22 protein-coding genes and 1 tRNA gene are annotated in these 22828 nt (G+C 40.1%); 11 read left to right on the plus strand and 12 right to left on the minus strand.

The features are described 5' to 3' along the window. Positions 1-208 precede the first annotated feature (208 nt). Positions 209-1087 carry a glycine--tRNA ligase subunit alpha gene (gene glyQ, locus NWP25_RS14580; RefSeq protein ID WP_280656268.1) on the plus strand — a complete coding sequence of 293 codons (879 nt, stop codon included), beginning with the start codon at positions 209-211 and terminating at the stop codon, positions 1085-1087. A 119-nt stretch (positions 1088-1206) separates the two neighbouring features. After that, entirely contained in the window at positions 1207-3540 is a 2334-nt protein-coding gene (locus tag NWP25_RS14585; RefSeq protein WP_280651006.1) for a ComEC/Rec2 family competence protein, read from the plus strand. Positions 3541-3550: 10 nt separating this feature from the next. On the opposite strand, the gene NWP25_RS14590 is transcribed toward NWP25_RS14585, so the two are convergent. After that, a complete protein-coding gene (locus tag NWP25_RS14590; RefSeq protein ID WP_280651007.1) occupies positions 3551-4879 on the minus strand; it encodes a GTPase family protein in 1329 nt (442 codons plus the stop codon). 205 nt (positions 4880-5084) lie between these two features. Between NWP25_RS14590 and NWP25_RS14595 the strand changes: the two genes are divergently transcribed. Continuing rightward, positions 5085-5155 (plus strand) — tRNA-Gly (locus tag NWP25_RS14595). 365 nt (positions 5156-5520) lie between these two features. Here the strand turns inward: NWP25_RS14595 and NWP25_RS14600 are convergent. Genes NWP25_RS14600 through ndhC form a run of 3 tightly spaced genes read right to left on the minus strand, consistent with a single transcriptional unit; the run spans position 5521 to position 7131 of the window. Further along, positions 5521-6048: an NAD(P)H-quinone oxidoreductase subunit J gene (locus tag NWP25_RS14600; protein ID WP_280651008.1), complete on the minus strand. Its 528-nt coding sequence runs from the start codon at positions 6046-6048 to the stop codon at positions 5521-5523. Further along, the gene (ndhK, locus tag NWP25_RS14605) at positions 6041-6778 is read right to left on the minus strand and encodes a photosynthetic/respiratory NAD(P)H-quinone oxidoreductase subunit K (protein ID WP_280651009.1); all 738 of its coding nucleotides are present in this window, start codon (positions 6776-6778) and stop codon (positions 6041-6043) included. Before ndhK ends, NWP25_RS14600 begins: the two co-directional genes overlap by 8 nt. Next, complete coding sequence (gene ndhC, locus NWP25_RS14610) at positions 6769-7131, minus strand: photosynthetic/respiratory NAD(P)H-quinone oxidoreductase subunit C (RefSeq protein WP_280651010.1); 363 nt, start codon at positions 7129-7131, stop codon at positions 6769-6771. The genes ndhK and ndhC overlap by 10 nt, the downstream gene beginning before the upstream one ends. 193 nt (positions 7132-7324) lie before the next feature. Here ndhC and NWP25_RS14615 point away from each other — a divergent pair, with 193 nt between their 5' ends. The 6 genes from NWP25_RS14615 (at position 7325) to NWP25_RS14640 (ending at position 9621) form a co-directional block, all read left to right on the plus strand. Further along, a complete protein-coding gene (locus tag NWP25_RS14615; protein WP_280651011.1) occupies positions 7325-7672 on the plus strand; it encodes a rubredoxin in 348 nt (115 codons plus the stop codon). Positions 7673-7763: 91 nt separating this feature from the next. Beyond that, a complete protein-coding gene (locus NWP25_RS14620; protein ID WP_280651031.1) occupies positions 7764-8783 on the plus strand; it encodes a photosynthesis system II assembly factor Ycf48 in 1020 nt (339 codons plus the stop codon). Positions 8784-8901: 118 nt separating this feature from the next. Continuing rightward, positions 8902-9150: a cytochrome b559 subunit alpha gene (psbE, locus tag NWP25_RS14625; protein WP_280651012.1), complete on the plus strand. Its 249-nt coding sequence runs from the start codon at positions 8902-8904 to the stop codon at positions 9148-9150. Between the two features lie 9 nt (positions 9151-9159). Continuing rightward, positions 9160-9297 carry a cytochrome b559 subunit beta gene (psbF, locus tag NWP25_RS14630; RefSeq protein ID WP_280651013.1) on the plus strand — a complete coding sequence of 46 codons (138 nt, stop codon included), beginning with the start codon at positions 9160-9162 and terminating at the stop codon, positions 9295-9297. 9 nt (positions 9298-9306) lie between these two features. Continuing rightward, complete coding sequence (locus NWP25_RS14635; protein WP_010997988.1) at positions 9307-9426, plus strand: photosystem II reaction center protein L; 120 nt, start codon at positions 9307-9309, stop codon at positions 9424-9426. A gap of 72 nt (positions 9427-9498) precedes the next feature. Next, positions 9499-9621, plus strand: a complete 123-nt coding sequence (locus tag NWP25_RS14640) for a photosystem II reaction center protein J (RefSeq protein ID WP_280651014.1) — start codon at positions 9499-9501, stop codon at positions 9619-9621. A 170-nt stretch (positions 9622-9791) separates the two neighbouring features. Here NWP25_RS14640 and psaI read toward each other — a convergent pair whose 3' ends face one another. The 8 genes from psaI to psbO all read right to left on the minus strand — a co-directional run bounded on the left by psaI (position 9792) and on the right by psbO (position 20177). Beyond that, positions 9792-9902, minus strand: a complete 111-nt coding sequence (gene psaI, locus NWP25_RS14645; RefSeq protein WP_280651015.1) for a photosystem I reaction center subunit VIII — start codon at positions 9900-9902, stop codon at positions 9792-9794. A 102-nt stretch (positions 9903-10004) separates the two neighbouring features. Beyond that, positions 10005-11624: a hypothetical protein gene (locus NWP25_RS14650; RefSeq protein ID WP_280656271.1), complete on the minus strand. Its 1620-nt coding sequence runs from the start codon at positions 11622-11624 to the stop codon at positions 10005-10007. 151 nt (positions 11625-11775) lie between these two features. Then, positions 11776-12435: an OmpA family protein gene (locus tag NWP25_RS14655; protein WP_280651017.1), complete on the minus strand. Its 660-nt coding sequence runs from the start codon at positions 12433-12435 to the stop codon at positions 11776-11778. A gap of 111 nt (positions 12436-12546) precedes the next feature. Beyond that, positions 12547-14238 carry a hypothetical protein gene (locus NWP25_RS14660; protein ID WP_280699676.1) on the minus strand — a complete coding sequence of 564 codons (1692 nt, stop codon included), beginning with the start codon at positions 14236-14238 and terminating at the stop codon, positions 12547-12549. 49 nt (positions 14239-14287) lie between these two features. Beyond that, a complete protein-coding gene (locus NWP25_RS14665) occupies positions 14288-17527 on the minus strand; it encodes a tubulin-like doman-containing protein (RefSeq protein ID WP_280651019.1) in 3240 nt (1079 codons plus the stop codon). Positions 17528-17546: 19 nt separating this feature from the next. Continuing rightward, a complete protein-coding gene (locus NWP25_RS14670) occupies positions 17547-18689 on the minus strand; it encodes a VWA domain-containing protein (protein WP_280651020.1) in 1143 nt (380 codons plus the stop codon). Positions 18690-18927: 238 nt separating this feature from the next. Continuing rightward, complete coding sequence (locus NWP25_RS14675) at positions 18928-19179, minus strand: hypothetical protein (protein WP_280699677.1); 252 nt, start codon at positions 19177-19179, stop codon at positions 18928-18930. Positions 19180-19340: 161 nt separating this feature from the next. Continuing rightward, positions 19341-20177, minus strand: coding sequence for a photosystem II manganese-stabilizing polypeptide (gene psbO / locus NWP25_RS14680; protein ID WP_280651022.1), 837 nt, complete (start codon positions 20175-20177; stop codon positions 19341-19343). Positions 20178-20601: 424 nt separating this feature from the next. Here psbO and NWP25_RS14685 point away from each other — a divergent pair, with 424 nt between their 5' ends. Both NWP25_RS14685 and NWP25_RS14690 read left to right on the plus strand, forming a co-directional pair. Beyond that, the gene (locus NWP25_RS14685; RefSeq protein ID WP_280651023.1) at positions 20602-20967 is read left to right on the plus strand and encodes a hypothetical protein; all 366 of its coding nucleotides are present in this window, start codon (positions 20602-20604) and stop codon (positions 20965-20967) included. 767 nt (positions 20968-21734) lie between these two features. Further along, complete coding sequence (locus NWP25_RS14690; RefSeq protein ID WP_280651024.1) at positions 21735-22556, plus strand: cell division protein FtsQ/DivIB; 822 nt, start codon at positions 21735-21737, stop codon at positions 22554-22556. Positions 22557-22828: the final 272 nt, after the last annotated feature.

A 22828-nucleotide genomic window follows, 5' to 3' on the forward strand; every position in this document is an offset into this window, starting at 1 on the left:
AATATTTTCAAGGTTCGGCGCTCCTTCGGACTGCGCTGCTTTGCGCTTGTCTCTCAGGCACTTATTTAATATAGCGAGTCTACATAACTTTGTCAACACTTTTTCCAAAAAAATTTTTCCTTTTTTTTCATGCCTCTGAAACTCGCCACAGTGTTAGGTTGTAGGCAAGAATGGTGTACGGACTTTGCTGATTAAGGGAGGGTAGAGCGTGAATTTTCAGTCGGCCATTAGTTTATTGCATGAGTTTTGGGGTCAACGCGGCTGTTTAATCGCCCAGCCCTACGATATTGAGAAGGGCGCGGGTACTAAAAACCCCCATACATTTTTAAGAGCATTGGGCCCGGAGCCTTGGGCTGTGGCCTATGTTGAACCATGTCGTCGTCCCACTGATGGACGTTACGGCGAAAATCCTAATCGCTTTCAACACTATTACCAATACCAAGTGCTGATTAAGCCCTCACCAAATAATATTCAAGAAATTTATCTTGATTCTTTGAGAGTTTTGGGAATTCACCCTGAAGACCACGACATTCGCTTTGTGGAAGATAACTGGGAAGATGCCACAGTAGGAGCTTGGGGTACTGGTTGGGAAGTTTGGTTAGATGGAATGGAAATTACTCAATTTACCTACTTCCAACAGTGTGGGGGAATTGATTGCCGTCCCGTATCCATTGAAATTACTTACGGGTTAGAACGTTTAGTAATGTACCTCCAGCAAGTGGAAGCGATCACTAAGATTCATTGGACTGATAATATTACTTATGGTGATGTTTTCCTGCAAAGTGAAATTGAGCAATGCACTTACAACTTTGAAGCATCTAATCCTGAATTACTGCTAACACTGTTTAACTTATATGAGCAAGAAGCTAGCCAATTGACCGAGGTAGGTTTGGTTGTACCCAGCCTTGATTATGTAATGAAGTGTTCCCACACCTTCAACTTGCTGGATGCTAGGGGTCTGATTTCTGTGACGGAGAGAACTCGTTACATTGCTAGGATTCGTCATTTAGCTCGGAAGGTTGCTCATCTATATGTTGAACAAAGAGAAAAATTAGGTTTTCCTTTACTGAAGAAGACAGCAGTTTGAGTTGTATTGGGAATGTACAACAGAAAATAACTATGAAACTACTCTGGTAGCTAATTGCTCTCAGCCATAAAAAATCACCGACATTCCACGTCGGTGAGTATGTCAAATACGAGTTACCTATGATTCAGATAAATAGTTTAATTATCTGTCTTGCCTTCATTCTAGGATTGCTCTTAAGTGCAACACCTTGGGGAGGGATTGGGATTTTAAGTTTAGGAATAGTGGGAGCAGTTCTGTTTAGAAGACCGATATTAAATGCTGGAAGTACAACCCAGACAATTCCTCATATTTCGCCAAATGTTCCCCATGCGAGAACATGGCTAGTTGCTGGGTTGGTCGGGTTGTTAGCAACCGTGTATTGTCAATGGCGGGAACCACAACCCCATCAACAAGACATCAGTACATTTATTTCCTCAGAAAATAACAGTAATCAACAACAAATAGTAATAGTTCGTGGAGAAGTAGCTAGTAATCCCCGTTTGACTCGCAGCCAACGAGGACAATTTGTCTTAGCAGCCACCCAGCTTGATGAAGTCAAAAATGAAACTAGCCCAGTAGATATCAGTAAAGGTGTGACAGGCAAATTGTATGTAACAGTACCCATGCTTCAAGCCACTGGGTTATATCCTGGACAACAAATTGCTGTCACTGGAGTTTTATATCAGCCACAAACAGCATCTCATCCTGGTGCTTTTGATTTTCAAAAGTTTCTCCAGCAACAAGGAATATTCGCTGGTTTGACTGGAAGACAGATTAATATTTTGGATCCCGATGAAAAACGTAAATGGGGATGGTGGCAAATTAGACAAAAAATTGTGCGATCGCAAGTTCGTTGGTTGGGTGTTCCAGCAGGACCTCTTGTCAGTGCAATGGTTTTGGGTAGTAAAGCAATTGATTTACCCTACGATGTCCGTGATTTATTTGTAAAAGCTGGATTAGCTCATACTTTAGCAGCTTCAGGATTCCAAACTTCTTTAGTCTTAGGTTTGATACTACAGTTAACCAGAAGAGCATCTCAGAAAACACAATTCACCTGTAGCTGTTTAGGGTTAATTATTTTCGTGAGTTTAACAGGGTTTCAACCCTCTGTACTGCGAGCCGTAATCATGGGTCTTGCCGCTTTAGTTGGTTTGTTACTCAAAAGAAAAGTTAAACAAATTGGGTCTCTGCTCTTAGCCGCAACCATATTATTGCTAATTAACCCATTATGGATTTGGGATTTAGGCTTTCAATTGAGTTTTTTAGCAACACTAGGTTTAATAGTCACAGTACCTGCATTGGTGCAACACTTAGATTGGTTACCAAAGTCCATCGCTTCATTAATTGCCGTCCCATTGGCAGCTACAATTTGGACTTTACCTCTGCAACTTTTAGTATTTGGAGTCGTCCCGGCTTATAGTTTGCCACTAAATATAATCAGCACACCTTTAGTAGCAACAATTAGTATAGGTGGAATAATCAGCGCCATATCAGCACTAGTTTGGCCTACAGGTGGCAGTGCTTTAGCTGGTTTATTATATTACCCCACTGATGGGCTAATTAAAATAGTGCAATTATTTAGCAACTTTCCAGGTAATTTTCTGCGTGTAGGCAGCATATCTACATCGCAATTATTAGCAATATATGCACTAATTATTTTAGTTTGGCTAGTGCGTTGGTGGCAGAGACATTGGTGGTTCGCCGGTTTAATAGCAATTGGTTTGGTACTAACTCCAATTTGGTATTCCGCCAACACATTATTTAGAATCACCATTCTAGCAGCAGGCACAGAACCAGTTATAGTTATTCAAGATCGAGGAACAGTGACACTGATTAATAGTGGAGATCAAAGCACTGCACGCTTCACAACTTTACCTTTTCTACAACACCAAGGTATTAATAAAATAGATTCAGCCATCGCCAGTAATTTTAAATATCAGAATAACAATACTTGGTTAGAACTGCTCCAAAGTCTACCAATCAAAAACTTTTATGAATATTCACCTAACCTCAAAAGCACCATTGTTACCCAAGCAATTCAACAACAACTCCAAAGACAACAGGGAATCTACCAACCGTTAGCACCCGGTCAAACAGTAAAAATCGGCTCAGTAGTCGCCCAATTTATTAAAGAGCAGTTGCCTGTATTACAATTGCAAATCCAAGGAGAAAATTGGCTATTAGTAGGCAATGTCAAGTCTACAGAAGTGGAAAAACTAGTTCAAGGAGGAACCTTGCTGCCTCCGCAAGTCCTATGGTGTAGCCCTCAGTTATTGAAAGACTTATTACAAAAATTTCAACCACAGGTGGCGATCGCTTCCCATAGTGACCTTGACTCCAAAACCTTATCGGAACTCACTAAAAACCAGACAAAACTATTTTTTACCAAAGAAGAAGGAGCCATCCAATGGACACCCAATAGTCAATTTGAGGCATTTATTCAACCATCTGAAAATAAATCCATAGTTTTTTAATAGCAAGACATCAATCTTTCATACTTTTAAACCTTTCCTGTGCATTCTGAAAAGCCTCTTTCATCACAGCCTGAATTTTCTGAGGATCGGGTTTCTTTTTACCCATCAAGTCACCAAAATAAACACAAGCACCTTCCCCCAAAGCCCAAGTGTAAGCAGCAGCCCAAGAAACGGCAATCACGGCACCGAAACCAGGTACAAATTTAATCAACTCTCGGGCAACAGCCTGGGCTAAAAAACCGCCAGCGATGGTACTGACCACACCTCCTGCCTGTGATAGAGTCAGAGTTTGCCCGTATAATTTACCTAGCAGACTTACCATTGATACTTGTAAGGAAGTCAGAAACGGCATAGTAGCGAATGGTAACGGCGCAGCCGCTAAAGCCCCTGCCATAATTGCAAATGGCAAAATGTAACGCCGCCCAGTATCCCGATAAATATCACCAAGTTGCTGACTAGCCACATCATCTAATAACTGATAAACTGCACCAGCTTCTGCTTCTGGAAGTAGTTTTGCCAAAGAATCCCGTAATACTTCTAAGCCATAAAATACAGGATGATAGCCATCTTCTTCTAAAGTAAAGTCGATGAGGACAGATTGGTTATATAGTCCTGTAAAAGCTTGCTTAATCGCTGCAAAGGCACGACTGACTTCCTCATAGTCCGGTGGATAACCAGGATGATCTACCGTATTGGGGGGATAAACTTGATGTAAACAAGTAACAGCAAGTAGACAAGGAATTTCTGGATACCGCTGACGGATGTGTTGAGCAATTTGTCTCAGTGTCTCCGTGGCAAAGTCATTAATTTTAACAGTTAAAATCAAAACTCTACCACGGCGACTTGACTTTTGTAAATCACTAATCAAATCCTCAATTACCCCTTGAGTATTCTGATTCACATCTCCCAGTCCCACCGTATCTGTGAAAATCAGCAACGGTAGCTCATCAGAAGGATAAGCATAGCGCTCGGTATGTTGAGTGTGGGGGCGAAATCCCTGACCAACAATTTCGGCAGACACTCCCGTTAAGCCCCGAACAATAGAACTTTTCCCAGCTTGGGGCTTACCAATCAGCAACGCCTCTGTGGTTGGTAGTTCGGCTCCCACTGTGGCTAAAATCTCTGTAACCTGAGTTTCACTGACACTAAACCATTGAAGAATGCTCTGTTTTATTTGCTCCAAAGGCGCAAGCTTCACAAAGCTACTGGTAGTTTTATTCCAGAGATTCGTCATGGAGTTCGGCCACAGACTTTCTGCGGTCTGCTTTGCGCCATCAGTGATGTCGGTAAATTCTTCAAAATTAACTAACTTCTCATCAGCATCGTATTTCTCAGTCATGGTTCAATAATGCCAAAAGTGTTTTTAAAGTATTTTTACAATTCTCTTGTGCAATAAAATTATTTTCTGCTATAGTTGTTTATGTTGTCTCTACACAAGCTAGAACATAAATATTAAATATTTATTAAACATATGTATTTAATATATACATTATGTCTATTTCTTGTAGCTGAGATAGCAGAGTTGGTGGCATACTTCCTGACATGCGGGCGTAGTTTAGTGGTAAAACTATAGCCTTCCAAGCTATTAATGCGGGTTCGATTCCCGCCGCCCGCTTCAAAAGAACCACTACAGAGTAAACCTTGTAGGGGCGTTTAGTGAATAAAATTAGCAGCAGTATAATAATACACACCCTACAATATAAGCAAGGACTTATACATCAATCATTAATCATTAAAAAAGTAGAGACACAATTAGGTTTATGCCTAGTCAAAGTCTGTGGGCCATGGCTGACCGTGCCTACCAGATTTCGCATATGGGAAACTAGAACTAGAAAGCTACGGGGAGTGGCCTTAGCCCTCCGGGTAGCAACAGTTTAGAATCCCCTCGCCTTTAGCCAGGGAAGGGGTCAACCCTCTCCGCTCACGGAAAGGGGTCCAGGTGATTTGAGCCAAATTGTCACTGCTGAAACTCAAAACCACCTAATAAGCATCTTGCAACTCGTAAAAATCAGGAGAAATATAATCCTTTCGTAAAGGCCAACCCACCCAATCTTCCGGCATTAAAATCCGCTTCAGATTTGGGTGACCTTCATAGACAATGCCGAACATATCATAAGTTTCCCGCTCTTGCCAGTCTGCAGTTTTCCAGATCCAATACACCGAAGGTATTGTAGGGTTCTCACGAGGTATAAACACCTTTACCCGGACTTCTTCAAGTGTATCAGGATGATCACCAACTTTAATTAAGTGATACACACTAACCAAGTCCTCCCCTGGGCCAAGGTCAATACCAGATTGAAACTGAAGATAATTAAACCCGTAAGCATAAAGGGCTGTAGAGATAGGGAGCAAGAAATCTGACTCCACTTTAATTATTTCTACTCCATTCTTATCAGGTTCCAAAGACTCATGGTCAAAACCATTTTCCGTTAACCACTGAGAAATAGGACCAGCTTTAACCAGAGACTCTTCTGCTGCTAATACTGGTTTAGAATCTTCTTCAGCCACGGTTTTGCTCCTTGTCTTGTGTCTTTGCTGTTAGCAGGGCGGGTGGAATTGGCAGACCCATAGCTTCTGTCAACTCCTGGGGTGGTGTATAGCGAGTTTCCGATTGCAAATACTTACCAGTTAAAATTTGCTCAGTGGGTTTGAGATTGTGGGCTGTGCTGTAGAAGCGGTGGGTTTGCTTAATTTGACCGCGTTCTTGCATGGAATCGTTAGCTATTTTTTTCCGCAATTTAATAATCGCGTCAATAATGGCTTCTGGACGAGGGGGACAACCAGGCAAGTAAACATCCACAGGAATGAGTTTATCAACTCCACGTACAGCCGTGGGAGAATCCACACTGAACATTCCACCAGTAATTGTGCAAGCACCCATAGCAATTACATACTTTGGTTCGGGCATTTGTTCATAAAGACGCACTAATTGAGGTGCCATCTTCATGGTAATTGTCCCTGCCGTAATAATTAAATCGGCTTGACGGGGGCTAGAACGGGGAATTAGACCAAAACGGTCAAAATCAAACCGAGAGCCGATTAAAGCGGCAAACTCAATAAAGCAGCAAGCTGTACCAAACAACAAAGGCCACAAACTGGAAAGCCTAGCCCAGTTATAGAGATCATCAACTGTAGTCAGGATTACATTTTCTGATAAATCCTGAGTAACCGTCGGACGTTCAACCGGGTTGATGATTTTTTCTTTATCTTGGGTTGTTAAATTTGAATTCAGGACCATTCCAACGCTCCTTTACGCCATGCGTAGACTAGGGCAACTACGAGAATTGCAATGAAAATTAAGGCTTCAATGAATGCCAAAAGTCCCAGACGGTGAAAAGCTACCGCCCAAGGATACAAAAATACAGTCTCCACATCAAAGACGACGAAGACTAGAGCAAACATATAGTACCGAATATTGAACTGAATCCAAGCTCCTCCAATGGGTTCCATGCCGGATTCGTATGTAGTGCGCCGTTCTGGGCTGGTGCCACTGGGTCGTAGGAGCTTAGAGGCTGAAAGTGCAAGGGCAGGGACTAGGCTACAGATGAGCAGAAAGCCTAGAAGGTACTCGTAACCACTGAGGACAAACACAATGAATATCTACCGCTAATGGTGTAAATAAGGCTGTTAGTTTCTTTTACATTATATCTTTTTGCTTTTTCTGAACTCTGGGAAACAGACCGATTTGAGGTATTTGTTGTTTTTGCGGATGATGGAAAAGTTTCATAGTTATGTCATAATTTTTAACGTATATTTAATATTTCTCCTATGTGAGGTTTTAGCCATGAGCGAACAAGCTAGCGAACAAGCTGTTGAAACTCCGGCATTAGACCGTTATGAATGCCGTGCCTGTGGTTATGTTTATGAACCAGAAAAGGGAGACGATAGCCATGATATTGATCCAGGAACCACCTTTAATGAACTACCCATAACTTGGCGTTGTCCAGTATGTACTGCTAAAAAAACCGCTTTCGCCAATATTGGCCCTGCTGGCACTGCGTCGGGTTTTAAAGAAAATCTCGGTTATGGTTTCGGTGTTAACCGTTTAACACCAGGGCAAAAAAATATTCTGATTTTTGGTGCTCTGGGTCTCGGTTTTTTGTTTTTTATTAGTCTTTACGGCTTAAAATAAAACCCGTTATCTCTTTTAGCACGTTTAGAGGGCTGCCATTGCCATTAAGGTGAAAAATTTAGAAAAAAGTAAAAAAATACTGATGCATTCAATGGTTATTATGAAAAGTTGGCAAAAAATATTTGCCTTGTTGATGGTAGTTTTCTTGTGTATCGGTTGTAGCCAAGTCCCCTCTAGCAGCTATAACCCTTGGGCAGTGATTTCTGTACCAACAAGTTCTAAGCTTCTAGATATTAGCTTTACGCAAGATCCTGACCATGGCTTTCTCGTGGGTAGCAATGCGACGATTTTGGAAACCCGTAATGGTGGTGATACATGGGAACCACTGTCATTGCCAGTGGATGATGCTAAGACTCGTTTTGACTCGGTGAGTTTTCTTGGCAAAGAAGGCTGGATTTTGGGTGAACCTTCACTATTGCTGCATACCACCGATGAAGGTATTTCTTGGACGCGCATTGCTCTGAGTTCAAAGCTACCCGGTAGTCCGATTGCTATTTACGCCCTGGGAGAAAATTCGGCGGAAATGGCTACCGACTTGGGAGCAATATACAGAACTGAAGACGGTGGTCTGAATTGGAAAGCCCAGGTAGAAGGAGCAGTTGGTGTAGTACGGAATATGGAACGCTCCCGTGATGGCAAATATGTTGCTGTTTCCGCTAAGGGTAGTTTCTACTCAACTTGGGAACCAGGACAAACCAGTTGGACACCCCATAACCGCAACAATTCTCGACGTTTAGAAAATATGGGTTTTGGCGAGAATGGACAGTTGTGGTTACTAGCACGGGGTGGTCAGGTGCAGTTTAGCGAACCTGATGACCCTGAAGCTTGGCAAGAACCCCAAAATCCTGAGTTTTCTACCAGCTGGGGTTTGCTGGATTTGGCTTATCGTACTGCTGATGAACTTTGGATAGGTGGGGGTAGCGGTAATTTGCTCCGCAGTGATGACGGCGGTAAAACCTGGGAAAAAGACCGGCAAGTGGAAGCAGTAGCAGCTAATTTGTACAAAATTGTTTTCTTTAACCCTGATCAAGGATTTGTTATAGGCGATCGCGGCGTTTTGCTAAAATATCAACCAAATATTGCCAAAGGTTCCTCACCAGAAGCTGCTTAGTGGCATGATGGGCTGCGGTATTCGCACTGATTTCTGAGAAGGTCGTTGCAACTTGTAACTCTTTCTTAACTTTGTAGGATAATAGACAATAACAATCTTTGTGAAGGTAGGAATCTAAATGTCAGGTACCACTGGAGAACGTCCGTTTTCGGACATTATTACCAGCGTTCGTTACTGGGTTATTCACAGTATCACCATTCCAGCATTATTTATTGCCGGATGGCTATTTGTCAGTACTGGATTGGCTTATGATGCTTTCGGTACACCCCGTCCCAACGAATACTACACACAAACACGGCAAGAATTGCCAATTGTGAAAGATCGTTTTAGCGCTAAACAACAAGTTGAACAATTTATCGGAAAATAGTTTGAAATCATGGCTAGCGGAAATAACATAAATCAACCAGTTTCTTATCCAATTTTTACGGTTAGATGGTTGGCTGTTCACACGTTAGGTGTACCCTCGGTCTTCTTTTTAGGCGCCATCGCCGCTATGCAGTTTATTCAACGCTAGGAGAAAATTATGGAAAGAACCCCAAATCCTAATAATCAGCCAGTTGAACTAAACCGTACTTCCCTATATCTGGGACTACTTTTAGTTTTTGTTCTAGGAATTTTGTTCTCCAGTTATTTCTTTAACTAACAGAGAACAGTTGTTGTCAATCTTTGTTTATTCAATCAGTGTTAATTTGTTGTTAATGGAGGAGAAAAAGCTGTGTCTGCTGAAAGTGGAAGAATTCCCCTGTGGGTTGTAGCTACAATCGCAGGTTTAGGTGTAATTACAGTTTTAGGCATTTTCTTTTACGGAGCCTACGCTGGAGTCGGTTCCTCAATGTAAAAATGACTTGAGCCGAACAGAATTTAGTCTGAATTTTCTGGCAATTGTTTAAAAATTAGCATTAACAAACCGCCCGTTTCTTAGAAACCGCCTGTTTCTAAGAAACGGACGGTTTCTAATTTCAGAATCGAAAACCAACAGCGGGAAGACGTGGGTAGTGAATCAACTACTTAGCCGATATCATCGCGTTCAATGTATAACATTAAAAACGCCATTGTCACCGCTGGAAAAACTAACCCGGTCAGAGGAACCAAGATAGAAGGCAAAAATGAAGCTGCCATAGTTAACTTTCCTAATATTTCAGACAATCCTCGAAGATGAGCTTACTGCAAATTGCACCTGATTTTTTAAATTCTCAAAATTTTTAACACAAACCCAGAAATTCATCTGGCTGGAAATTCAGCAAGTCTTGAGCAATCACCTTCTGCACCACTGTGACTATCTAAAACCTCAATCGTAGATTCTGGCACAGAATATCCTTGGCTTTGCATCCATTTTCTAATCAGGGGCGATGAATTGAGATGAGGGCTTGGATTTAATTCTACATCTCCAGTCATTAATTCACCTGTATTTTCATCCTCAGATCCCCTTGTATCCCCAAGTTCCGGTGACACTGGATGTGCTGTACTTTTCAGGTCTTCTGTTTTGTCAGGTAAAACTTTAGGTAGTTTCAAGAACGGAAAAGTATTGTTGAACATCCGCAGACGATGTTTTCTCATCACCAGTTGCTCTAAGTTGATGGTAGCTCTAGTCTTGTTTTCCTGGACAGGCTGTTCATGGACAGAAGACTCCGCCACCAAATCACTAGTGGTGACACCTTCAGTCAAGGAAACTTCACCAGTGATTTTGTTTTCAGGTAGCTGCACCGAAGCCTCTTTTATTTTTTCCGACTTCAATTGCAAAGACAGTGACTTATTTCGGAAACTTTGAATAAAGTGAGAATGATTTATGGGTGCAGTTGTAGCCAGGTTGAAAAGTTCTGAGTCAATTGCTCTGATTGTCAAAGACTGATTAGCTAATAGTGTTACCTCACCCAACTCGCTGAATGCACCATACAAGTTGATGTCTGCTAAAATCACCTCGGATTGACAATCCACAGGAATATCAATTGCAGAACTGATTACAATCGGCAACGAGCTGTCTGGTAAAGGCTGGCGAACTTGAGTTAAGCTTCCTGAAGCTAAAGGCCATCGCAGTTCAATGACTAATTCCAAAGCATAGAAGTTTTTTGGGTATGATATTTCATCTTCTTGATTTGTCTGTTTTTGTCCCTCCACTCGCCCATGAATGACAGTTATTTCCCCCCAATGAGCAATCTCGCCTTCTCGGTCTAAAGTCAACGCTAGTGGTAGCGGAGGTTTCATAGCGACAGAATCATCCACTTTGCTATCCTCTAACAAAGTTTCCCAGTTGGGTACAGCCAAATCCACGAGATTTTGTAAAATTTGTTCAGTTTCACCTTCTTTGGTAGTTATGCTTACAGGTTGATGGATAACTGTGCTGTCAGTTGAATCTACATTGCTGTTGACAGTAGGCTCAAGTTCTACAGTAGTTGTGGATTTCCGGTTGCCATTAGCAGTACTATCTAAAAACATCGGTAAACTTGGGGCTAAATTCCCACCAGTGTGGGATTGTTTCCACACCCGAGTAAATTTTTTAGGTAATACTTTTAAATGGATACTGTATTGCCACCATTGACCGAGGAAATCAGACATTAAATCCCCAGAGCATTGTAATTCCCAAATTCCCGGTTTGAGGTAAGTGAAAGGAATTACCGGCATTAAACCTACTGTGTTAGTCCGCCCTGAACGCTTTTGCACTAAGTGCTTTGGCGGGTTTAGTCCCCTTGAAGAGTGTATTACCTTGATTTCCACATCGGTATTACGTAGGTTAGAACGAGCCAAAACTCTATACCTACCTTCCGAAATTTCTAAGTTTGGCGATTCCAGGTTATGCCAAGAGCGATCGCCCTGTTTCTGTATTAGAAATTGCCACTGTTCCATTATGAATCATACCCGTACCGAAGAGCAACAGAGTCAGGTTTTCCATGATCTTCCTTGCAAGTTTACATCAGCAACTAAAAATTGCATCCCCCCATCTTAATTTTTCGTTTAAATTATGGCAAAATTAACCTTTTGTTCACGAAAACTTTAACTAATTAACTTTTTTCACCTGTCCCAAGCGAGTAAAGCGGATTTCAATTCTTCGCCGTCTCTGATCTTCTTGACGAGCCATCACCGCAAATTCTCCACTAGGTAATATTAACTGAGCCGCCGAATAAGCACGGAAAGACAATCCCGGCAGTTTTTTTTCTTTAACCTGAATATTACGCAGCTGTTGGACTACAGCTAAAGCACGCATTAACCCCAAATCTGCATTAGAACCCGCTTGTAGTTTCTCTAATTCCAATCCACCACGGGCAACACTTTCTAAATACAAGTCTAGGTTACTGGCAATACTACCATTAGGCTGACCGTCAGTATGTCCAATCACTTCTATAATATCGACATTGTACTGTTTACTTGCCCTTTCGATTTCCGGTAAGATTTTTGTAACAATGTAATTATAAAAACGTGGGTTAATTTTTGCACTTCCAGAATCAAATCTATGATTGGGATCATCTGGAATCAAAATAATTGGCGGCGTGTCTAGTTGCTTATCTACTAACTCCGGTTTTCTATTAATAAATGACCTCATGATAAAAAGTAACAAAAACAACAACAGGATCATGAAGGCATTAGACATCAAATCTGTAAAAGCTGTGGAAATATTTAGTTCTTCATTATACTCATTACGTTGCCAACGCCTAGCCATATTTTCTTATTTAATTACTATTAAAATCTCAAATTTCTTTCTTTGGGTCTCTCTTCCCTAATTCCGCACTACGCTTATTTTAGTAAAAACTGCATCATCCCCATGGAAACTTTAGGTATTATTAAAAGTATCTGTGATTTTATCTTCAGAGTTGTATCTGAAGCTTTTTACTTCCGTATTGAAATGCTGAATAAAATTTTGCAGATTACCATTGATATCTTCATTTACTGCTCTTTGTTTATTCATACCTTCTACCAATAGATTACCTATGTTCTGATATTCTTTAACCACAGTAGAATTACCACTATTGAGTAACTGTGATATGTTTTCATAATTCCTATCTATTTGCTGACATATATTACCAAGAGATGTATTAACTGTTCCAGCGTGTTTATTGATAACTTCTACAAATCCTTGCATATCTAAAGTAATTTGCTGCAAACCTTTGGCCTTATCCATCAAGTTATTTTCTAATTCTTCAATTCTGGTTACAGCTTTCCCAAAGCCATTGACCATTTCCTCAGACATATGACCAGCTTGATGATTGATAATACCAATAAACTCTCGTAAATCCCCAGAAATCACCTCTAAACTTGTAGCTTTATCCATCAAATTCTTTTCTAATTGATCAAGTCTAGTTACTGCGATCGCAAAACTATCAGCACCTTCCTTAAGTTGAGGTATAATCTCACCCAGAGATTTTTGATTAATGCGATTTAAATCTAATATTTGAGATGAGACTTGATTGACGCTCTTAATTTCCGCTCCCAGGGTTTCCACTTGAACTACCAATGAATTAAATGATGTGGTTGTACTAGCTAAACTTCCAGCGGAGTGAGAAAATCTCTGCTCTATCTCGGTTAAATTATGCATCGCAGCTGATAACTTCTCAGGGAATTGACTATTAGCAAAGGTATTCGCAGCATCTTTAAATATTTGAGATTTAGCATTGAGTTCATTAATCGCAACGTCAAACTCATGAGCAGCAGCAGATATAGTACCTGCTGACTCTGTGAACTTTTCATAAACTTGTCTTGCCAAATCTGTCGCTTGTCTATTCCCCGCGATTATTTGTTCTGCGACCTTAGCCATGGAACTTTCCACTGCTTCTCGCACAGTCACACCAAATCTGCTTAAAAACTCATTTTGCTGTTCTACCATCCTATTAACTATTTTATCAAGGCGAGTATCACCTTGAACTTCAGGTAGGTAAATATTATCTAAATAGTCTTCTAAAGAACTAACAACCTGATACTTAAGAGCGCCAGTATTGAACAACCAATTAACTATAGTTACCAATGCACTACATGACAACCCTACCAAACTAGTGACAAAGGCAATACTCATACCAGATAATGATTGTTGTATTTGCCCCACCAAATCATTAATATTAGTGGCAGCAGTATTATTGAGAGTTTCAGTAAGAGAAGATAAATTAATTGTAATCCCCAAAAAAGTCCCTAGCAACCCAAAAGCTAAAAGCAAATTGGGGACAATACGGCACCCATATTCTATTTGTTCAATAGAAAAACCTTTAAACTTTTCTTGACTATAAACTTGGTCGATTAATGCTGGTGTATTAACTTGATCTAACTGGCTGCTAGCTTTTTGAAATCTGCTTTCTAGTGTGCTGATTATTTTAGGTTGTACCCCTCGTGGAGCATCATTAATTAGTCTTTTTACTTTCTCCGCTACATCTTGCAAATACTTGTACAAACTCCAGCGCAGCCAGATAGTAACTATGGATGGTAGAACAATGACCACTACCGTAGCCAAAATTAATTCCCGTGGTATTGATATCATGATACTTCTCTGATTATGAAATGTGTGAGAGGGTGCTGAATAAACCAAATTAATTTGATAATTGGTCTAAAATTCTTTGTTTTCGACCCTCGTAATCTTCTTGAGTAATGAGATTATCCGCTAAAAGGTTTTGTAAATTCTTTAACTCTGACCGGACTTGTCCCAAGGTATCAGTATATTGCACTGGTTCACCATCTACTATCTCCCCCACAATAGATTTTCTACTATCTGAACTTGGCTGTAAAATAATTTTTGAACTTGGGGAATTAAATTTTTTATTCATTTTTCTGCGGAACCTCAGAAGAATTCCTTCTGTAGTCCCAGGTTCCTTATTAATTAAGGCATTCTTGTAAGGATAGTTAGGATGTTCCTGGGGTAATTTATCAACTTCATTGACAAAGCTGTTGATTTTCGGTAGATATTCATTTTTCCATAGTTCAGGTTGTGTTTCCATAGCCAAAATTTCCTGATCTAAAATACCTTGCAAAGCTAATTTCATATCCTGACGGTTCGCCAATTCCTCTAAAGCCTGCCCCCATTCTGAACTAAGAGCAGCTGTAGAATAACAGTCGCGCATATCATCATAATATGTAAACTCTAACTCCTGATTTTGTGGGTTTGTCTGCAATAGTTGTAAACCTAGACAAGGATAGAAAACATTTTCTAATTGTTCTATTGTCACCGCATCTGGTGGCATGATATCAGGGAAAACCACACGGCAATCATTATGTAGACAAGCGCCGCGGGAATTATGCTCCCTGATGTAATGATTACGCATTCTTTCCAGGCTATTAATTAATCTTAGAGGAAACCCACCATACTCATTGACAAATACAATCTCATCCTCAGTTTGTAATGATTTTAAGACTGTTGGCGAAATCCCTAAATCTGTAGTCAGCAAAGATTTAAACTGTCTGACCTCTAATTCATCAGTATCTTTAAAGCCCACTAATTGACTAGTTTTACCAGGATCATCCCAAAAATACGGATCACTCAAACTCAGTGGTAATAGGGGTTTAGCTTCTTCCATAATTTGTGCTAAACGGGTTGACCGTGCAGTTGAGTAGTTTTGCATGAAGCGCTTAATTACAGATTTGACAATATTAGTACCCCGTGAAGCAAACATACTGTCAATTTTCTTTTTCATCTCTGTTTGCAGCAGTTCTTGGGTAGTGCGTTCTTTCTCTAAGAAACTAGTCAAAGACCTTCCTCTACCACTTGGTTCTGTAATTTCTGAGCTGATGAGAGCTAACTGGGAGCGTAAGTCATCTATAGGTAACATTGTTTGGTGACAGCGTTCGATGTCTTCATCATCAAATATGGCTTCACCACTCATTTCATCAAAATTCAAATCCCGTAACTCTCTATCTTGTCTTTCGTAAATGTTTTTTAGGTCATTTAATAAGCTGTCAAAAGCAGTTGTTTGACTAATTTTATCTTGTACGTATCTTTGCAGTTTATTGACAACTCGTAGTGCTTCCTGTCGTACAGTTAAGTCAAAGTTATGTTTGATAATTTTCTGAACTTGTTGCAAAGCTGCTTTAATTTCTGTTTGAAATTGTTGATTTTTATTATTAAATTTGGGGATGACAAATTTAGCCTCAATATCTGTAAGAACTTGGTCAGTTTCCACCCAGACTCTATCTACATCTTCAGGTGTTCTCATGTTCGCAAAATCATTAAGAGCAGCTTGTATATCCCGTTGGTAATCGTTTAATTCATGTTGCAGTGCATCTAACCAATCACGGGCACTTTTGAGGGAAAAATTAGACTTCTTCGGTGTGAGTAGCTGAGTGAGATAATCATCCATATCACCCTGGAGTTGTTTAGTTAAGTTAGGAGTTAATTCCATTAACTTCGTTAACCATTGTCCTCTAGTACTTTCAGTTTCTCCTGGTTGTACCTTACGGAATTGATCGCGGAATTCTTTAGTTAGTTTTTGACGTAAATTATTTCTGTCGTCCTTATTTTCACATTCATTAATTAACTTATTGATTTTATTTTTCCATGTGATAATGCTGTTGTTAAATGTGCTATTGTATTCTTCCACTCCATCTGCTAGCTTAGTAATTAAGCCATCCCTAGTAACCAGGTCGTTATGCCAATGGTACTCCAGAAGAAATTGTTGTAATAAATCCCGGGGATCTGGGCTTTGACTTTTACCATTTAACCAAAAATTCACCAGTTCTAACCCAACTTTGTTTAAGGAAATTTCCACTACGGCATCACGGCGAAAATAAATAGCGGATAATCCAAATGTGAGGTAACGCTGGGGATTAGGACGGGGGTGTTTGTCCCAATCAATAATATGTTGTAAAAAATTATCTCGGTTGCCCTTAATGATTGGTGCTAATTCACTGCTAAAATCAAGGGAAATTTTATGAGCAATAACATTGCATAATTTCCCTTGGTTGAGGATTGTATATTCTCCGCCTGTTTGATTAGAAACTAAATAAGTATAATCAAATGGTGACCGTTTCTCGCTGACATACACAGGATTTTGGATGTCATAACAAGCTTCAAACTTTGTCCCTGGACGGTTATAGTAGTCTAGTTCTTTGAGAGCAGCATAGGTATTAGCATTCATGCTGGGAGTATTACCATACAGTTCTGGACTAATAACTAAATAACCGCAAAATCTAGCACCTTGACCACTATAAAAATGTCTGAGACTGTAAGCAATATCTAAAAACATCCCGCTACCTGTACCACCGCACAGAGAACCCACTACAAAAATACTTAATCCCGGCTCTACTTTCAGACCTGAGCGAAGTAAATAAGCCTCATGTCCCCTGGTACGTTCTTCAGCGTTGTTGATAGCTAATTGTATTTTTTGGTGATTGTGGAAAAAAGCCAATCTTCCTACTGGTCTAATACCCTTAGCACCTTCTTCCACAGCTTTAATATTACGTAATAACTGGGGTGGGAACCATCTACCAATGTGGTCATATGGTCCATAATCGTTGTATTCTGAACGCCTTTCTAACCCTTCAACAAAGGTAGTCACTTCTCTGGGTGACATGGTGGCGGTGACTTTTTCTGATTGCTGAAAACTCAGATCAACCCCATGATAAATACTCCCAGTGCGAATACCACTGACTTGAGTGGCAGCTTTATCGGTGTCAATGTGGACAAAACTGACAATGGGGAGCTTTTTTAAATCCCCATATTTGTCAACTATTAACCGCCGAATTCGCATTAAAACATCCCTACCAGTGCCACCCAATCCTATACAAACCGTGCGGTTAATCCCTTGATATTGTTGTTCATTATTTGCGGCTGGGTTCATAGAAATATTTCTCCATAGACTATTTTTTGATTTGGATGTTCATTTCATAGTCGCCAAGGCGATTATCTACACAACTGAGCGTAAATTTAGACCCCGATATGGCTCTACGGGAGGTAATTTTCTGCCCATTATAATCAATGCCTGGTAAGTCTGAACTTAATGGTACTAAGTATAGTTTATCGCCCTGTCGTTCTAAGTATGCTCTTACTTTTCCACCAGGACAGGGGATACAATCTGCATAAGTTCCGTCATCTTCACCAATGGCGATTTTTTGCCTATTCTTTAACCGATATATTTGTTCTTCTTCTCCTGGAAATTCTATAGATAATTGCCAATTTTTCCGTAAGCGGTGTAGTTTATATCCTAACCCGCATAAAAGCAGAATCATGGACAGTAAAATTAAACTTGGTAACCATAACTGCTGGCGTAAATAGGGGTTAACTAAACAAGTTTCTCGATTACCTGGTACCGGTGTGCAAAATTCTTGAACTGTGGGCTGAATATCAACAACAGTTAATGTATATGGTTGATTTTCCCCTGTGGTGATGGAGAGCGATCGCTTGTTAATAGGTAATATTTTCATCCAGGCCTGACGCTCTTGACTTTCTGGAGAATCAGGAATTCGGAATGGACTATCAGCAGGAGTTTCTATCCATACTTTTGAACTAATCCCCGGTTCTGTAAATAAAGGCGCATCCGTTAGCCAAACCAGAGATTGTGACTTAATCGGTTGTTTTTTTTCCAGGCGATTATGATTAATCTGTGCAATACCTTGATAGATTGTTAACTCAGCCCGCTGAATATCTGTACCATAATACTTATGATCAGACGTTAACGGAATTTTTGCTAATAGTTGTTCAATATTTGCTTGGCTTTTATGAGTATATTTAATTGGCATTCCCAAGGGATTAACACTTGGTGTCACTGTCCCTAAAACTACATCTTGAGCAAACGGGACAATGTAAATGTAATCTCCTGGCCTAATACTGTGTTCAATTATCTGACGCAAGCGAATCCGACCTTCATTATTCAAGCCAACGCTTTCTGTCAAATCAATCGCTAAAACCACATCTCGTCCACCACTGAGCCTAGAGATTAAACTTAAGCCAAATTGTTGTGTACGAGTTATTTCTTGTCCAGGGGTAATTTTTGTTAAAGCCACAAATCAGACAGCCCCTAAAATATTATTTCACCATTTTTTACAAGCTAGGCAGTCAAACTTGTAAAAATAAGACAGCCAGCAATTATGTTGATATAATGTAGTATATACATATAATTAAGGAAATTTACCAGTAAGTTTAAATTACTGGTATAATCATCCCCGCCACCATTGCCATTTTAAAATGCCTAATTTTGTTTACAGGTTGGTGAGAAAATTGGCCTATGGTAAACCGAAATTGTCAACCGTAGCGTTGGCGATAATAGCCCAAAATTTGCTCCACCCGTTGGCGACTTTCTGTTGTTGAGTTGGGTTGCCAACAAATCCATAAACCACTAATTTGACTTTCATTGTAATCAAATTCTGCGGATGCTTGGGGAATGACACAAACCTCTATTCCTTCGACTTGACGCAAATGGGCTGCTATTTCTCGGTAAACCGCCAGGGACAAACCTGGGAGTTCAACTTTTTCTTGTTTTTCTTGACTTTCCATATTGATGAAGCTTCAACATTAGTGGCTGATATTGCTCAGTTCATAGGCTCTTCGCCTACCATTCTGGCAACTTCCCTAAAAAACCCATTTGCTTCCTTTAATTTAAAAGCAAATGGGTAAACTCTTGGGTTCAAATTAATTACAGAATCATTCCAAGGAATTTAGGCGCGATTTGGTTCAACCCGGGCATAAAAAAGACCCCGAATCTTAACTTCTTTAGGATCGCCAGCACCTAAGTCAGTATCAGATGGTTGTTCGCTCTCGAAAGTACCAGCAATTTCACCAGTTGTGCTATCTACCTTGGCTACTTGCAAAGAAATTGTGCCATCAAGAGTTTCAACACGCTTGACATTAGCGCGGGTCAGTTCTTCATCATCAGCTTGGGCAGGAAGAGCTACGGCATTATCATAGCCAGTGACGATACCACGACCTTTAGGATCTAGGAAAGAAGAACCACGGTAGGAAGGAACCTTGAAAGTACCTTCAAAGTCAGTAGAGGTATTGATGCTGGTCAAACCAGGTTGTGTTTGAGCAACTAAATCTTTGATGGTGAAGAGAAAAGGTACTGATTCACCACCAGGAAGTTTGACAGTAATGGCTTGGAAGTCCAGACCATCAGCTTCTACAAAAGTTAAGCTGTTATCTGGATTGACCTTCAAATCTCCTTGTACTTGGTCAATGGTAGAAGTGTATCTGGTCAACAATTTACCAGGGACAAACTCTGCTACCTGTCGTTTATTAGCGGGTTCTTCTTTGACAAAGAAACTGGTTGGTTCTAAACAAAGTTCTTTGAGCAAGTAAGACTGGCTTGATGCAATGGGAATAGAACCACGACTGATTTCTGACAGTTGGGGACATTTGTTAGCCAAGCCGGTACCACGAATTTGTTCGTAAGTAAGTAAATCCCTACTATTAGAAGAAGTGGGAGCATCACTGCAAGCAGTTAATAGCCCCAGGCACACAGCCAAGAATGCAACAATTAAAGCGCGATACCTCATGGTCAACCTCAATCTCAAAAATTCATATCTAACTTATAAAACTAATGCCTACGGCATTTTCGGTGTTGCCCAAATGGTTCTGTATTGTGTTATGTGTTCCCACTACATACAGATACAGTCCATTGCTTAATAGGGAAATTAGCCAGATCATACGATTTTTTTTAACTCAAGATCAAAGCTCTCTCCCATGATCCCAAAATACTTCCTTGCATTGACCTCCCTGGGAAACTGTGCTACAAGTCATTCCTGTCTAGTGTTGTGTTGAGAGACACTAAAGCTAAAACCTTTGCCAGAATTGACTCCTAGCTGCTGAAAACCCATCATTTTCTACTTTTATTTATGCAATGGAAAATTGCTGAACATGAATAAAAGCTAAGAATCTCCGGTAAATTTGAGTAGGTTTCATTTACAAGGAGATAGTTGCATGAGCAACCACAAAACTTCGGACTCAAGGAATTTATCCGAACAACTACAAGCCATCGCCACAGCAGTGTATGATATAGCTAGCCTTTCTCAAGGAGACCCCATCGCCCTTTTGGCTTTGCTGCGCCATTTAGAACAGTTGCATCGAGATATCCGGGATAGTGCTTTTCAAGAAAGTTTGCCTGATAATCGCCAAAAACTCTACTCTCTACTCAGAGATATTGAGTCTCAGGGAGGCTGGCCTTACATTGAGCGCATGAGACTGCAAACTTTCTTAGCCACTTTGCCAAGGGCAGCAATGGAAGATCCTGGTCATGAGGAGCACAGTGATGATTTGCTGGAAAGCGATCGCTCCTTGAGTTGGTAAGCTGAAAAGGTTTTTTTGATAAAAATTTACCTATGTTCATAACTCTTAACTCATAAATCTCCAATTTAGCCCTTGGGGCTTATACCATCACAAACAAACCCATTACCCTCTTCAAAATTCCCGCCTTCCTGAAACCCAGCATCTATACCAACCACAAACAAGCAGATGGTCAAAATGTCAATCCACAAAATACTCTTTTGATCATGACTAACCAATACCAGTGTGTAAGAATTACGGCTGATGTTAAAGGTTTAAATTGATTTGTCTTGATGACACCAACCTTTGACACTTTTTTTACACAGCAAGCAAATCACCATTGAGGTAAAAAGTAACCCCATTGGCAAGTGTTGTCAACAACATCCCATCCTGTCCTGGCCTCCTCACCATCTGATGTCAACCAACAAAAACCAATAACTGATTATCTAAAATTCAGCTATCTACCCTTGTAACCCTTTAAATGAAAAATCTTTGATTTGTATATAAGAAAATTTTTACCATTCATCTTAGACCCATAACTAACTCACATTTGTGCCCCAATTTTGTATTTAATTTTACCTATTAATAATAGCTACCACTAGGCAAAAAAGTTACATTCGGTTTAAACTAAACATTGAAAACCTGAATAGAAAGAATTCCTAGGAATTCTATTACTTAGATTTAGATGCCGATGTAATTCATATTGGAGTAAAAAAATTGTATAAATAACAACAGTTCAATTAATCCATATCAATAATCTGAGCCTAACCAATAATCAGAAAGAGGTGGAAATGGCTGGCATAGTATCAGTGTCCCAAAAGTATTTGTCCCAGCGCCGGCAAAAAATGCGTCGGCGGCAACAAATAAAAATTATTCAGGCTATTTGGCGAACTATTCTCACCAGTGCTTTAACTGGTGGTTTGCTGTGGGTAGCACTCCAACCAATATGGGTAATAAATGCTCCCAAGCAAATTGTCATGAAATCAGGCAATCAACTATTCTCCCAAGCCGCGATTCAGTCAGTACTGGTGATATCCTATCCTCAATCTTTATGGCGCATTCAACCCCATGACATTGCCAACTCTTTAAAGCAACAACCCACCATTGCACAAGCAACTGTCAGTCGTCGCCTTTTTCCTCCTGGATTAAACATCGAAATACAGAAAAGAGTACCTGTGGCAATAACTCAGAATCCAAAAAAACAATCTTCTGCCGACTTGTTAGATGGGACTGGAGTTTTGATACCCTTAGAAAAATACGCCTTACTCAACCCCAACATCAAACTCCCCAGCCTCAAAGTTTTAGGCACACCAGAACAATATCGCCCTTATTGGAGTCAACTTTATTTATCACTAAGTCAAAGTTCCGTGAAGATAATGGAAATTGATTGGCAAGATCCCACAAATATAATTTTGAAAACAGAACTGGGAAATATACATCTCGGTGCTATTAGTCCCCAGTTAACCGAACAAATCAAAGTACTCGCCCAAATGCGATATTTATCTGCCAAAATAGCTTCTAGTCAAATAAACTACATTGATTTGACAAATCCTGCCTCTCCCTTAGTACATCTGAACCAAACAAAGCCAGAGCTTAACCCCCAAACTCCTTAGAAACCTATGCCGCTCTCACCCTTGAATAACAAATAGTGGAGGAAATTATGTGCTAAATGTGCAACATAGTGCTGAAAATATTAATATTTACTTGAAGTTATACAGATCAATTTAAAGTAAATGTAGGTATACTTTTCTGGAATTAGCTCTTATATAGCCTTCCGACACCGTGGTTTACCCAACTACCTGGCTATCAGCTGATACTATGGCAAACCTTCCCACTAACAATCTTGTTAAGGTTGGGAGTCGTGATAACAATAAAGAACAATGCC

The organism is Umezakia ovalisporum Ak1311, assembly GCF_029891685.1.
Classification (GTDB): Bacteria; Cyanobacteriota; Cyanobacteriia; order Cyanobacteriales; family Nostocaceae; genus Umezakia; species Umezakia ovalisporum.